Below are 14,003 nucleotides of genomic sequence, written 5' to 3'. Positions count from 1 at the left end.
TCATATAACCTCTGGCGTATGTGAAGGGTCGCGAGCAGACCTATCGCAGCAACCCTTTTGACACCGCGCAATGGCTAAGCTGAATGAGCAAACAGTTAGAGTGAGCGTGGGGAGGAGCCTCGGCATGAGTCTGAAAGATGAACTGGAGGAGTACGTCCAGAAGACCGTCGACGAGCAGTGGGAACGTCGCGCAGGCCAGAAGGTGCCCGACGCCGATGACCTTCCGCTGAAGAATCTTGCTGTCGAGCTCGACGCAACTGTCCTCTACGCGGATCTTGCGTCGTCGACGAAGATGGTCAAGGGGTACAAGGACTGGTTCGCTGCGGAGGTCTACAAGAGCTATCTCTACTGTGCAGCAAAGATCATTCGAGCGCGGGGTGGTATCGTCACGGCCTTCGATGGGGACCGCGTCATGGGTGTGTTCATCGGGGACTCGAAGAACACCGCCGCCGCGAAGTGTGGGCTCCAGATCAATTGGGCTTCGAAGAATATCGTGGCAGCGAAGATCGCTGAGAAGTACCCGAAGAGCACCTTCGTGCTAGAGCAGCGAGTCGGCATCGATACCTCGAAGCTTTTCGTCGCCCGAACAGGCATCCGAGGCAGCAATGACTTAGTGTGGGTTGGGAACGCAGCAAACAAAGCGGCGAAGCTGGCCACGCTCGATCCTCGCTATCCGACCTACATCACTGCCGATGTCTACAGCAGTCTGAATGAGACCTTGAAGCTAGGGGGTAACCCGAAGCGGAACATGTGGACTGACCTGGGGACCTCCGACATGGGCTATCGGATCTACGGGTCGGGGTTCTGGTGGCCGGTCTGACGGGGGATGTCAACTGAGGGAGCTGATCCACTCTTCCATCTGCGGGATGATGGGATTTCCCTGGTACACGGTTCCGATGCCGGACGTCCACTGCGGCCGGAGTAGGCCTTGATTGTGATCGTTCAGGTTCGAGTAGAAGACATCCCCGACGACAACCGGGCTCGATCCCCAACCGCGCCCCGCCAGGTGCGCTAGGTGGGCTGCCCTGTTGACGACGTCGCCCATGTACACGACGTCGTTGATCGTGCTGCTGCTGTACCCTGCCTTGATCATGAGGACCCTCCCGTATTCCACGCCTATGCCGATGCGGAGCTGGGTGATCCCTGCCTTCTCGTAGTGGTGGTTGAGGAGCTCCAAGAGGGTATTGGCCTGCGCTGCGGTAGCGAACACATCGTCGATGTGGTTGACCTGCGTCGTCTTGTAGGAGGCCCACACGCAGTCGCCGACGATATTCACCTCGCGCACATAGGGGTCCGAATTCAGGACTGCGACCATTTCCGAGATAAACGACCGGTAGATCTTCGCAAGAACGGGCCTCTTGTGCTTCGACGTCAGGCCGGACGAGTCTCGGATGTCAATAAAGATCGCCGAGCACATGCCGTAGAAGCCGTTGGAGAACGTGAGCTTGTTTCGGTCAGGAAGCCCGTCTACCTCCTCATACGCTCCTGCCGGCTGGTCCAAGATCGCTTGGATCCGGGCCGAGCTGGCCCTCCAGTCATACGGTCTGTAGTTTCCGTCCATTTGCGTCCTAACTGTTCGTGATGCCGACAACGAGGGCCAGGACTGCGATAGCGGCTCCTGCAGCGAGAGCACACCGGATGGCCCACTTTGCGGCGGATGCTTTTACCGTGGCAATCCGAGCATTGACATGTATCTGGTCAGCGAGATCTTTCGTCAGCTCAGCAGGGTCAGAGGTCAGTACATGGAGCACTTCGCTGTACTCATGTCTCTTGCCCCTGAAATTTCGATCGATGCTTCCAAAAAACAGCCTGTTGATCGCGTCCTGATCTGCATCCTTATCCTTGACTCTCGGTGTCAGTGTCCATCCGCACCAAGCGCCGGTAATAAAAAGAAACAAGCAGGCCATCCCAACGAGAGTGTCGAACAGTGCAGTCCGGGAAGTAAAGTCCTTTGCGAGGTTGTACGTCATTGTTGCCATCACCCCGGTGAAGGCAAGTGTCACGCTGGCCTTCGCATCTGAGTGGCGAATCCACTCGTTCACCAAAGCGAGAGTCTTCCATGCGTGATCTGGGTTAGGCTCGGGTGAGCTGACGCGCGTGGTCGCGTCGTGCGGATGGCCCTCGGTGGTCCGTCGTCCACCGCGCCGAGACGGCTTTCGAAACATAGCTCTAGAGTACTAAGATTTACATAGATACTTCAGGAACGTCCGTTACACGCGAGTCTCAAATGGGGACCACGAGCTGGCAGTCACGGGTAGAGCTTGAAGACGGTTTACGCTCCTGCCCCGGTGCTGCCGGGGCGACTGCGGCGGACGCACCACCTACCGATCCAGAGGTTACCCTGTTCTGAAACGTGGTCGAATTCCGGTTCAACGTGTGAATAGAGTGGTCTCTGCGCACGTCGGATTCTCACCGAGAGAGAGGCGTGGCAATCGCCAGCTTGGGCGCGAGCCAGCCGCACAGTTGGGTGCGAGCGCGCGTCGGCGCAGGCGCTGAGTAAGAGATCAGGAGTGACGCACTATATGCGAGGACAGGAAAACCTCGAACCTGCTGAGGAGGCTTACGTGACGAATGGAAATCCGGATCGGCTCCGTGAGTTTGCTTTCTTCCCGTTTCGTGTGAAATATGAGCGCGGCGCTGCGCCTCGTTACAGTCCGCTCTTGGCGTGGAACCAGACACTGAACGAGCTTGCCGCGCTTGCCGAGGACGAAGACTGGGGCGAGGCGACCCGGTCACTCGACCATCCGATCCTCAACAACTATGTCAACTACACGTACAAGCGCCTCGTCACCGAAGACAAGATTGATGTGAGCGCTGATGGGCAATACGCTGCATTTAATACTGGACTGCTGACTGCACTTTCAGAGGAGCTCTTTGCGCTTTTTGAGAGGAACCACTTCCGCAACGATGACGCGCAAGATTGGTTTTTCAAGGGATGGGTTACCGAGTCCAACAGAGATCTTCTGGCTAATTTTGACCCCTTGCCGCAGATGACACAGTACGTGAGAACAGCTGGCGACCTCGTATACGACTGCAGCTGCGAACTCAAATTGGCTTACAGTCACATCTTGGGCGATAACATTGACCGCTTTCCACTGGATTTGCAGGCGAACCCGGTCCGCGCGCGACAGGCGCTTGATTCTGCGGTGAACTGGGCGCTGCGCAAGACTCGCCGCAACTATAAAGTGGTCGTGCCTCAGTGGTATCCGGCCGCGCCTGAAGATACGGCACAGTTCCTGATGCCGTTGGATCTTGACAGTGATGGTCGAGCAGATCTGGCGCTGGTAGTGTCCAAGGCTAATGAGCGCATATACCGCGGACACACCGTGTTGACATTGGAGATGGCGTACTCGAATGCCCGTCTCGTCGCTCGTCCTGACTCCGAGTGGCTTCTACCCAGCGCGGGAGAACCTAACGAGGTCGACTGAGGCCGTGGGGCAGCGCTGTTCGGTGGGGCTCAGCGGCGGTATTGGGGAGTGAGGATCTAGGGCACTTCGGAGAGTGAGGTTTAGGTGACACTGGTGAGCAAGGATCTGGCGCGACCTCGCGAGTGAGGCGCTGTGCCATAGCTTCTCGGTGAGGGATCGCTGCTCACTCCATCGAGTCAACGTAAATCGAGACAGTCATGGTGTGAGACTGGTCGGGTTCGAGTTCGATCGCTTCGTCTGCAACGTTGCCGGACTCGACACAAACAAACTCTTGCCATGCGCGCGATTCAAGATCATCAAATTGGCCAACCGTGTCTGACCAGGGGTTCCACACGATCGTGTTGGCCGAGCCGGACTTTTCAATCGAGACGATCCGCCGGAAACGGGGATCGCGGATCTGCACGTTCGCATCAGAGTGATAGATCCGGTCCGTGTACCGTACGAACGTCACCTCACCAATTTGCTTGCGCGAGTGGTCGCGTGCAAGCGACTTGTCGTCGTAGAAAGCGCCGTCGAGGCCCTCAATCGTGACGTCTTTGATGTCGCCAACCGCCACATAGGTGTGGAAAGCTTCCTGAAAGGTAAACGGTCGAGTGTCTGTGTTCGTCACAGTCAACCTCATCATCAGGGAATCGGCTACGTCGATCGAAAGGTTCGCCTCGAAACTGAAAGGAAAATAGCCGTCGGCGCCTGGCTGGACTGGCTGGTCCGACTGGCTGGAATTCTGTGAAGGAGAATGAGCCAGGGCGAATTCGGCATACGTGGAGTCGCTTTCCCCGCGCGCAATGTCCTTGTCGGCAGGATCTGGGCTGATCTGAGTCCACATAGCGGTGCGCGCGAAACCGTGTTTGGGAGCTTCAGGATCACTCAGATGAGCTCCGAACCACGGCAAACATATTGGGACCCCTCCTCGTGGCGTACGGACACCATCGTGTGCTGCCAGCGGAGACATCCAGATCACGGGTGTATCAGAGTCAACCGTCCACTCGAGCACCTGAGCGCCGAACGGGGAGATCGACGCCCGCGAGGATGAACCTTCCAGGTTAAGGGGAGTGGGAAGTGCTGATGAATCCGTCATGGTTTAAGAGTAGAGCGAAACAGGCTTTCATGGGCGCATTCGCCATGCGGGCTGCACAAGAAGGAATAACATCATTCGGGCTGTGCGCCATTCGGTGGGGCATTGGCGAGGGAGGCTGATGCGCTGTTGCCTTCACCGTGAACTACAGGAGCCCGAAGCGGTGCGAGGGAGGGGGCGGAGTTGGTGAATCAGTAATTCTGGGGAGGTGCCGTGTGCGTGGATGAGCAGTATCCACAGGCATGTGGCTGGCTATGGTCTTATCCACACTACTTTCACCCGTGGAGGCCACGTCCACAACTCGGTGACGGCCACTGCCAGGTGGCCGTGTCGTACTGCACAGTGGCTGCCATGACCACTAGGAAAGGCATAAACAGCGAGCCAGAACTCCGTCGCAATGGCACAGTCACGATCCCCACGGAGTCGAAAGAGGCGCGTGGCGATACCCACGGCGAGAACCCGGGCTCATCTGCTACGAGGCCCATTCGCGAGGGGATCCGAACCTTGACGCACTGCGAGCGCTTTGCTGCCTCGCGTGGTTCACCAGTTTTGCGTTTCCGCTCGCGCACCCTCGAGCAGTGGCAGACAGACCTTAAAGAACTCGGCGGAGTGACGCAGCCTCCCTCGGTCATGTGTGCCGATCGTGAAATGGTTGGCTCGCGCGTCGTGACATCGACATATGAACTGCGGCGGGCTGGAGTGGAAACCTCACAAATTGAGAGCGCGTGCCGCTCTGGACACATTGTTCACCTGGCGCGCGGATGGTATGTATCGCGCCGGCTATTCGACGGCGAAATGATGCATGCGGTCGCGGCGATTTTGCCTGATGATGCTGTTTTTGCCGGTGAAACCGCCGCTTTAATGTATGGGGTTAGTGTGCGGGATAGCCATGAGGCTGATGACGCCTTTCGGATCTGTGTGCTTCGCCCGGCCGGCACTCGCGCAGTACGCCGACCTGGTGTTGCATGCAGAGTTATGGAAGTTGATGAAAGCGAAATCGTGAGCATGGAGGGCATGCGCGTCACGAGCGCTTTGCGCACAGTGTGCGATGTTGCGATGGGGGCGACGATTGACCTCGCGACAGCGTGGATTGAAGGCTTTTTGCGCCAGGGACTCGTAACAGTGGACGAGCTGGTAGAGGCCGCGCAGGCGAGGGCTGGCAGGCGAGGTGTACGGATTTTACGTGCTGCGATTAACAATGCCGACATCAGATCCGAATCAGTTCAGGAAACTGCCCTTCGTCTGCGTTTACGTGAAGCAGGCCTTCCCCGTCCAATTCTTCAAATCCCTGTGCGTGTCAGCGCCACACAGCAAGGCCGAATCGCGAAAAGTAGGAGCATGAGTGAGGCGCGGGACTCGGTGACGGACAGCGAAGAGTCCCTCGTTTGCCCGCAGAACAGCACCAACTTGTGTGGAGGGCATGCCAGCGGTAAAGGCTCGTTCCGAATCGATCTGGGATGGTGCCTGCCTGCACAAGATGGTGGGCGCTCGAAGCTGCAAATATGCAGCCTCGGACGGTCGAGGGCGGACTCGACAGGGGCGCGGAGCGAGGGCGCGCACCATGTGCCCGGAGGGGCTACTGGTGAGATCTCAAGCGGGTTAAAAAACGCAGCGGTGAAGATAGGTGTCGAATATTTTGGCGAGGAGTTCCATCCGGAAACTGGTCCACAGGCCGAACATGACCGCTGGCGGATCCAGGTTCTTGAAGAGGCTGGGTGGACTATCCTCGTGGTTCGTCGTAAAGATCTTCGCGGCGAGACGCCGTATCTCGAAAGAAGGATTGCCCAGCTGTTAGGCCATTCGGCTTCCATTCCCATGCGGCGCTCGTGGAAGAAAGCGCTTTTTGATCGGCGTCGAAATGCGTGGACGCGGGACGAGTCGGTGAGCCATAGCTGGCAAGTGGCGGCGGTGTGCTGACCCTAGACCGAGCGGCGGCCGAAACGTCGCGATGCTGACCAAGCCGCTTCGACCTTAGGGGATGAGAACAAGTACACGATGAGACGTCGTGATCGATAAGAGCCGCAGTTCCAGGATGAAACGGAACACATTGTGTGTCGTAAAGTGTTCGATTTCGCATGCTCGTCTCTATCGGAGACGCCGATGAGTGATTAATCTGGTATTTCGTGTGCACAGCTGCGTGAAGAGGAATCGACCCCTACACTCAACTGGCAACCCCAGACGTTTATTGCCGAGTGGTCGCTTGCACGGGTCCACTCGGCGCATTTTCTTCGATCGTCGCCATAAAGGAGGCAGGCAATGCCTGTGCGTCAGGACATTCGTAACGTCGCTATCGTCGCCCACGTGGATCATGGGAAGACCACGCTTGTCGACGCAATGCTCTGGCAATCAGGAGCCTTCTCCGAACATGATTCGGTGGAAAAGACCGGCGAACGCGTCATGGACTCGGGTGATCTTGAGCGTGAAAAAGGCATCACGATCCTCGCCAAGAACACTGCTGTGCACTACCGCGGGCCCGCTGCGCAAAAACTCGGTCTGACCGAAGGCGTGACCATCAACGTCATCGACACCCCAGGTCACGCCGACTTTGGCGGCGAGGTTGAACGCGGGCTGTCCATGGTCGACGGCGTCGTCCTCCTCGTCGATGCCTCTGAAGGTCCGCTGCCGCAAACACGCTTCGTCCTGCGCAAAGCCCTCGAAGCTCAACTGCGGGTAGTCATTGTTGTCAACAAAGTGGACCGCCCCGATTCGCGCATTGAAGAGGTCGTCTCGGAAACCACTGACCTTCTGTTGTCCTTGGCTGAAGACCTCATGAACGAAGGCGTGGAAGCGGATGTTGATGCATTGCTGGACGTGCCCGTGATTTACGCATCAGCTAAAGCAGGCGTCTCCTCATTGACGAATCCCGGCGACGGCAAGCTTCCGGAAGAAGACCTCGAGCCACTCTTTGAAACCATCTTGCAACGTATTCCCGGTCCCAGTTACGACGAGGGGGCTCCTCTACAAGCCCATGTCACCAACCTCGATGCCTCTCCTTTCCTAGGGCGTCTGGCGTTGCTGCGCATGCACAACGGCACCCTGAAAAAGGGACAGAACGTCGGGCTCGCCCGTCATGACGGCACCATCAAGTCTGTTCGCGTCACGGAGCTACTACGCACAGAAGGTTTGGAGCGCGTGCCTGCTGAAGAGGCTGGCCCCGGCGAGATCGTTGCAATTGCCGGCGTCGACGATATTACGATCGGTGAGTCGCTGGTCGACCTCGACGATCCTCGTCCACTTCCCTTGATCAAGGTGGATGACCCCGCGATTTCCATGACCGTGGGAATCAACACCTCGCCGCTGGCTGGGCGTGTCAAGGGTGCGAAAGTGACTGCTCGCCAGGTTAAGGACCGTCTCGATCGTGAACTGGTGGGTAACGTGTCGTTGCGGGTTTTGCCGACTTCTCGGCCCGATGCGTGGGAAGTTCAGGGACGAGGCGAGCTTGCGCTCGCAATCCTCGTCGAACAGATGAGGCGTGAAGGGTTTGAGCTTACTGTCGGTAAACCACAGGTTGTGACCAAGGAAATTGACGGTAAAGTTCACGAGCCGATGGAGCAGATGACCATCGACATTCCTGAGGAGTATCTGGGCGCGGTGACCCAGCTGATGGCTCAGCGTAAAGGCCGCATGAACTCGATGGCTAATCACGGGAGTGGTTGGATCCGCCTCCAGTTCACGATCCCTGCCCGCGGGCTGATTGGCTTCCGTGCGCGTTTCTTGACTGAAACTCGTGGAACGGGAATCGCCTCGTCAATTTCGGAGGGATATGCTCCGTGGCAGGGGACGATTGAGCAGCGGCTGACCGGCTCCTTGGTTGCTGACCGTGCAGGGCAGGCAACGCCTTACGCGATGACCAACCTGCAGGAGCGCGCATCGTTCATTATTGAGCCGGGGTCAGAGGTTTATGAAGGTCAGGTTGTAGGGGAGAATCCCCGTAACGAGGATATGGACGTCAATATCACGCGTGAGAAGAAGCAGACGAATACGCGTTCGGCCACCGCTGATGTGTATGAAACGTTGACTCCGTCGCGAAAACTGACGCTGGAAGAGTCGCTGGAGTTCGCGTCTAATGATGAATGCGTTGAGGTCACGCCTGAGGCGATTCGTATTCGTAAGGTCGTGTTGGATTCGCAGGAGCGTTTTAAGATCGCAGCGCGTCAACGTCGTAAAGATAAGTAGTCTAGGTTTTTTCGCCGAGTAGACGCGTGCAAGCGACCACTCGGCGAAATTTCAGGGATGGTTGCCTTTTCGTGCCCTGCTACCAGCGCGCAGGAGGGACGACTTTTCCGGTCACCATCGTGTCCGCTTCGACACGAACGATTCCCCGCCGCGCCTCGATAGTAACGTGGTCGGGCGCAACTTCCAGTAAAGTCCCCAGAGCATCGCGAAAGCCTTCGCCTTCGCGATACCTCACCACGACCCGAGTGCCAACTGCCCATCTCATCCAAGGAAGCTCAGGCGGTTGTTTAGGAAAGCCGTGTTGAGCCCTATTGGCAGGTTGTGACGTGTTTTCTGAGAACATGAGCTTTCTTTGATTGATTGGGCGCCACTGCGACTAAGTGGCGTCTTTACAGGAGAAATCGCTGAGAGTCCACGCGCAAATGGTGGTCGCAGCCTGAATGCTGTCGCATATGAGTGATAATAGTGGCACTAATATAGTCAACGCGTCGAGCTGTGCGATGAGCCGGCAGTCCCGTGGGATATGTGATGGCCTCGAGTGCACGTCGCGTTGAGAAGAGGGAGGGATCTCATGACGTATGTCATCGCGCAACCTTGCGTGGACGTCAAAGACCGTGCTTGCGTGGATGAATGCCCTGTGGACTGCATTTACGAGGGGAAACGATCGCTGTACATTCATCCCGATGAATGTGTTGATTGCGGGGCATGCGAACCTGTGTGCCCGACCGAGGCCATTTTTTACGAGGATGACCTTCCCGAAGAATGGTCGGATTATTACCGCGCGAATGTCGACTTCTTCAAAGATCTCGGCTCGCCAGGCGGCGCGCAGCGTGTCGGAGCACAAGAATTCGACGATGAGATGATTCAGGATCTTCCGCCTCAAAACGAGGAGTACCTGTCCCAAAACTGAGGCAGTCCCATCAGTGCATCGCTGTGATGACTATATTGGCGAGTGGTCGCGTGCAAGCGACCACTCGCCACTTATTTGCTGGAGACTTGTATGAATACTCTGCTCCGTCCCTTGAATTTGCCTGACTTTCCCTGGGACAGTCTGGAACCGGCGCGCGCACGCGCCGCGGAGCATCCCGGTGGCGTGTGTGACCTTTCGATCGGCACACCGGTCGACCCCACACCCACGATCATCCAGGACGCCCTCGCCAATTCCACTAATGCTGCTGGATATCCTCGGGTTGAAGGCACGCTGGAACTCCAGGAGGCAATGGCTCTGTGGGCATCGAAGCGAGGTATGGTTCCTCTCCAATCTCCACGGGAGGCAACTGCACAATCGGCGGCCGTCATTCCGACGATCGGGTCGAAGGAAGCGGTCGCATGGCTGCCGTTCGAACTGGGGTTGACTAGCGATGACACCATCCTTGTGCCGGAAGTTTCCTACCCTACATATGACATCAGCGCCCGCCTCATCCGTGCGCGATGCATCCGCGTGGATCCAGAGCGCGTCGACACGTGGCCTGACGCATCCCTCGTCTGGGTGAACTCGCCGTCGAACCCCACTGGGCACGTCCTCACTCGCGAGAAGTCGCATGCAAGCGTCCAATGGGCGAGAGAGAAGGGCGCGATAGTGGTCTCGGATGAGTGCTACGCCGCCTTGCCTTGGCAGGCTCCTTTTACTTCCGAGGGTGTCCCATCCTTGCTTGATCGCGACATTTGCGACGGTGACCCAACCGGAATCATAGTCCTATACTCCCTGTCGAAACAGTCCAATTTGGCTGGCTACAGAGCCGCACTGATGGCGGGGGATCGCGACCTGATCTCTCGAGTTCTCACCGTGCGACGCCATACGGGAATGATCCTCCCCGCGCCCATACAGCACGCGATGGCTGTCGCACTCACGGACACCGACCACGTTGAGCACCAGCACGCCCTGTATGGAGCTCGCCGCACCATTTTGATGCGTGCCCTTGAGGACGCGGGGCTGTGCGTCGACCCGCACTCGGCAGCAGGTCTTTACTTATGGGTAAGCGATCCGAGTGGACGCATGAACGGCTGGGACCTTGTCGACTGGTTTGCCGAGCGTGGAATGATCGTGGCACCAGGCGACTTCTACGGAGAACGCTCAACCAACTTCGTACGAGTCTCCCTGACCGCGACCGACGAACGCATCCAAACTGCGGCCCGCCGCCTCATTTCTGACGGGTTTGCGAGCGCGAATAGTCGCTAAGATCCAATGCGACGAGGATGGGGCTGCGCTACTGGATGTGAGATCCCTGCGCGAGCTGACCTCGGGGGTATTAAAGTAGGACTATAAGCCCATGCGTCGATGTAGTCGCGCCTGTTTGAGGAGGTAGTACATACCGATGAGCACTGAAGCTTCCGATCAGTCAACGAAAGCAGCCCCGTCCTCGTCAAAGCCACATGACGCCGAAGCTAAACCGGACGGCTGCCTGACTATTGGTGACAAGACGCTGCCGCTTGAACGCGTCCATGCGACCGCCGGCTCTGATGGCGTACGCATCACGAAAATGCTTTCAGACACTGACGTTGTGACGTTGGACCCCGGCTTCGTCAACACCGGATCGTGCGAGTCTGCCATCACGTTTATTGACGGCGCGAAAGGAATCCTGCGTTATCGTGGATACCCCATTGAACAGCTCGCGAAGCATTCCTCCTTCCTCGAGGTTGCCTACCTGCTGATTTATGGTGAACTTCCCGACGCGCAGACACTTGAGCTGTTCATCCGTCGTATCCAGCGTCACCGCCTGCTTCACGAGAATTTCAAGGCGTTCTTTACAGCATTCCCGCACCGCGGGCACCCGATGGCGATCCTCCAGGCAGGTGTCGCCGGTTTCGCCACCTATTACGAGGACACGCTGGATCCGCGCGACCCCGAGCAACTCAACGTGGCGCTCGTATTGCTGCTGGCGAAGCTTCCCACCATGATCAGCTACATCGCGAAGCGAGCCGCCGGCCTGCCACTGCTGTACCCAGATGCTCAACGTTCCTACACCGAGGATTTCATCCGTATGACGTTCGGCATGCCGTACCAGTCCTATGACATTGATCCGGCGCTGGTGCATGCTCTCGACACATTGTTCATTTTGCACGCCGATCATGAGCAGAACTGCTCGGCGTCCACCGTCCGCCTCGTCGGCTCCTCGCAAGCCAACCTGTATGCATCAGTGGCAGCGGGAATTGGCGCGCTGGCAGGTCCGCTTCACGGCGGTGCCAACGAAGCCGTGCTGAAGATGCTCAACCAGATCATCGAATCGGGCGAATCAGTTCAGTCCTACGTTGAGAAGGTTAAAAACAAGGAAGAGGGCGTGCGCTTGATGGGCTTCGGCCATCGTGTGTACAAGAATTACGATCCGAGGGCGGCCATCGTAAAAGAAACGGCTCACGATGTGCTGTCTCGTCTGGGCAAACGCGATGAGATGCTGGATGTCGCGATGGAGCTCGAGGATATTGCCTTGAATGACGATTACTTCAAGGAACGCAAGTTGTACCCCAATGTTGACTTCTACACTGGCCTGATTTACTCGGCGATGGGCTTCCCAACCAAGATGTTCACACCGCTGTTCGCACTGGGGCGTCTTCCCGGCTGGATTGCGCAGTACAAGGAGATGACGGAGGACCCGGCAACGAAGATCGGTCGGCCCCGTCAGGTCTACATTGGTGAGGTTGAACGCGACTACGTGCCGTTACGCCAGCGTAGCTAGTCCGCGCAGTTTTTGTTTTTTCGCGAGTGGTCGCTTGCACGCGACCACTCGCGAGATCTTGTTGAGGGCTGGGGGACTTCTCCTTCCGCGTTTCGGTCTGTGTGGCCTAGTTGCGGGCGACTGGACGCGAGGACTGTGGATAAAACTGTGGACTGTGTGGAACCAGTCGGCGCAGTCCCGGAAATCGTTGGAAAGACGCCAATTTGACAATTAAGTTTGGGTGCGCTACAGGGTGTGACCTTACTGAAAAGGTGCAGTAATCCACAGAAAATATGAGAAAAATGACGAAATTGTGGATAGCGTGAGCCACCCTCGTGCAGTATCAACCACGGGCATAAGCAGCGCCCAGCACCCCTGCAATAGCCAGGCACCTAGAAGCTGGCTGGCCCACTAGGAAATGACTGATCTCGGAGGTCCTATTTGCTGGGAGCGAGGAACATGACGTTACCCCGCTATCTCCACGTGACGCTCAAATGCGATGCGGCTTCCGGCTTATTAGCACCCGGACGTGCCGCCACGCGTCGCTGCACCCAGCATCACGATCACGTCACGAGGAGGCTGACCTCCATTCAAAGACCTAACGGTGGGGGAGAGCTCAAGTATGCGGCTCGGCTAGTCGTCCTCGTGGTTTTCACGATGATGCTGCTGCGGGTCATTCCACTCGATTGAGCGGCCTCCGCGCGCGTGGGCTTCAACTCTGCCGGACACGGAGCGCTTGAAGAGAACATTCGAGGCTCCGGCAAGTTCACGAGCCTCCACTGTTCGCGGTTCTGCGAAAAGACCGTTCGCGCCCGGAATGACGCCGCCTCCAGGCATGAGCGCCACCTGGGTATCGGCTGTCAGGAACAGTCCGGCTTCGATCACGCAGTCATCACCCAGCGGAATGCCCAAGCCGGAGTTTGCGCCCAGCAGACAGCGTTTGCCCAGGCGGACCTGGTCGTCGCCGCTACCGCTCAGAGCGCCAATGGTCGAAGCTCCGCCGCCTACGTCGGATCCATCACCGATGACAACGCCGCGCGAGATACGGCCTTCGATCAGGCTGCGGCCCAGCGTGCCCGCATTGAAGTTCACGAACGCGGCATGCATGACTGTTGTGCCCTTCGACAGGTAGGCACCCAGGCGAACTTTCGCACCGTCAGCGATCCTGACTCCATCTGGCACGACGTAGTTCACCATCGGGGGGAACTTATCCACGCCGGTTACGGTGACAGGACGGCCGAGGTGTTGGCGCAGGCGAAGGCGAGTTCCTTCGAAGTCATCGATCGGACACGGGCCTGCCGACGTCCACACAACTGAAGGGAGGCGCGAGAAAATGCCGTCGAGGTTGATCGTGTTGGGCTTGACGAGCCGGTGGGACAAAAGATGCAGGCGAAGGTAGGCATCGGCGGTGGATTGAGGGCGATCCTCTAGGTCGGCGGTGCATGTGACAACCTGTGTGTGCACTCCGCGAGCCTCATCGCGTCGTTCCAGTTCGGAGAGCATATCGAAGAGCTCGGCGTCTGGGGCCGAGTTAGAACGTTCGCCCAAATGGGGGTGCGGGTACCACACGTCCAGTGTGTGACCATCGTCGGCAACTGTTGCCAGCCCAATTCCCCATGCGTTCATATTGTGGGTCTCAGTTGTGTCCTCAGTCATGGTCTCAGTTTACGG

12 protein-coding genes are annotated in these 14,003 nt (G+C 57.7%); 7 read left to right on the top strand and 5 right to left on the bottom strand.

Annotated features, from left to right (window positions below; all coding sequences use genetic code 11):
• Positions 1-124 precede the first annotated feature (124 nt).
• The gene (locus tag BN3002_RS05740; RefSeq protein ID WP_058237072.1) at positions 125-820 is read left to right on the top strand and encodes an adenylate/guanylate cyclase domain-containing protein; all 696 of its coding nucleotides are present in this window, start codon (positions 125-127) and stop codon (positions 818-820) included.
• A 9-nt stretch (positions 821-829) separates the two neighbouring features.
• Here BN3002_RS05740 and BN3002_RS05735 read toward each other — a convergent pair whose 3' ends face one another.
• Together BN3002_RS05735 and BN3002_RS05730 are read right to left on the bottom strand one after the other, a co-directional pair.
• On the bottom strand, positions 830-1,561 hold the full coding sequence (locus BN3002_RS05735; protein WP_058237071.1) for an adenylate/guanylate cyclase domain-containing protein: 732 nt from the start codon (positions 1,559-1,561) through the stop codon (positions 830-832).
• Positions 1,562-1,568: 7 nt separating this feature from the next.
• Entirely contained in the window at positions 1,569-2,165 is a 597-nt protein-coding gene (locus BN3002_RS05730; protein ID WP_154955706.1) for a Pycsar system effector family protein, read from the bottom strand.
• 399 nt (positions 2,166-2,564) lie between these two features.
• Here BN3002_RS05730 and BN3002_RS05725 point away from each other — a divergent pair, with 399 nt between their 5' ends.
• On the top strand, positions 2,565-3,428 hold the full coding sequence (locus BN3002_RS05725) for a DUF3825 domain-containing protein (RefSeq protein ID WP_157843513.1): 864 nt from the start codon (positions 2,565-2,567) through the stop codon (positions 3,426-3,428).
• A gap of 163 nt (positions 3,429-3,591) precedes the next feature.
• Here the strand turns inward: BN3002_RS05725 and BN3002_RS05720 are convergent, their stop codons facing one another.
• Positions 3,592-4,506: a D-hexose-6-phosphate mutarotase gene (locus BN3002_RS05720; protein WP_058237068.1), complete on the bottom strand. Its 915-nt coding sequence runs from the start codon at positions 4,504-4,506 to the stop codon at positions 3,592-3,594.
• Between the two features lie 348 nt (positions 4,507-4,854).
• On the opposite strand from BN3002_RS05720, the gene BN3002_RS05715 reads away from it, so the two are divergent.
• Both BN3002_RS05715 and typA read left to right on the top strand, forming a co-directional pair.
• The gene (locus BN3002_RS05715; RefSeq protein WP_154955705.1) at positions 4,855-6,420 is read left to right on the top strand and encodes a hypothetical protein; all 1,566 of its coding nucleotides are present in this window, start codon (positions 4,855-4,857) and stop codon (positions 6,418-6,420) included.
• A 339-nt stretch (positions 6,421-6,759) separates the two neighbouring features.
• The gene (gene typA, locus BN3002_RS05710; protein ID WP_058237066.1) at positions 6,760-8,679 is read left to right on the top strand and encodes a translational GTPase TypA; all 1,920 of its coding nucleotides are present in this window, start codon (positions 6,760-6,762) and stop codon (positions 8,677-8,679) included.
• A gap of 79 nt (positions 8,680-8,758) precedes the next feature.
• Here typA and BN3002_RS11545 read toward each other — a convergent pair whose 3' ends face one another.
• Positions 8,759-8,944, bottom strand: a complete 186-nt coding sequence (locus BN3002_RS11545) for a putative acetyltransferase (protein WP_058237840.1) — start codon at positions 8,942-8,944, stop codon at positions 8,759-8,761.
• A 306-nt stretch (positions 8,945-9,250) separates the two neighbouring features.
• Between BN3002_RS11545 and fdxA the strand changes: the two genes are divergently transcribed.
• The 3 genes from fdxA to BN3002_RS05690 all read left to right on the top strand — a co-directional run bounded on the left by fdxA (position 9,251) and on the right by BN3002_RS05690 (position 12,353).
• Positions 9,251-9,589 (top strand): ferredoxin, encoded by a 339-nt coding sequence (gene fdxA, locus BN3002_RS05700; protein ID WP_058237065.1) that lies wholly within the window; start codon positions 9,251-9,253, stop codon positions 9,587-9,589.
• 90 nt (positions 9,590-9,679) lie between these two features.
• A complete protein-coding gene (gene dapC, locus BN3002_RS05695; protein ID WP_058237064.1) occupies positions 9,680-10,858 on the top strand; it encodes a succinyldiaminopimelate transaminase in 1,179 nt (392 codons plus the stop codon).
• A 136-nt stretch (positions 10,859-10,994) separates the two neighbouring features.
• Positions 10,995-12,353 (top strand): citrate synthase, encoded by a 1,359-nt coding sequence (locus tag BN3002_RS05690; protein ID WP_074026197.1) that lies wholly within the window; start codon positions 10,995-10,997, stop codon positions 12,351-12,353.
• A 612-nt stretch (positions 12,354-12,965) separates the two neighbouring features.
• On the opposite strand, the gene dapD is transcribed toward BN3002_RS05690, so the two are convergent.
• Entirely contained in the window at positions 12,966-13,988 is a 1,023-nt protein-coding gene (gene dapD, locus BN3002_RS05685; RefSeq protein ID WP_257525482.1) for a 2,3,4,5-tetrahydropyridine-2,6-dicarboxylate N-succinyltransferase, read from the bottom strand.
• Between the last annotated feature and the right edge of the window lie 15 nt (positions 13,989-14,003).

The organism is Actinomyces ihuae (assembly GCF_001457875.1).
Taxonomy (GTDB): domain Bacteria; phylum Actinomycetota; class Actinomycetes; order Actinomycetales; family Actinomycetaceae; genus Pauljensenia; species Pauljensenia radingae_A.
Note: the sequence above shows the minus strand (reverse complement) of the source record. Positions and strands in the feature narration are given on the sequence as shown.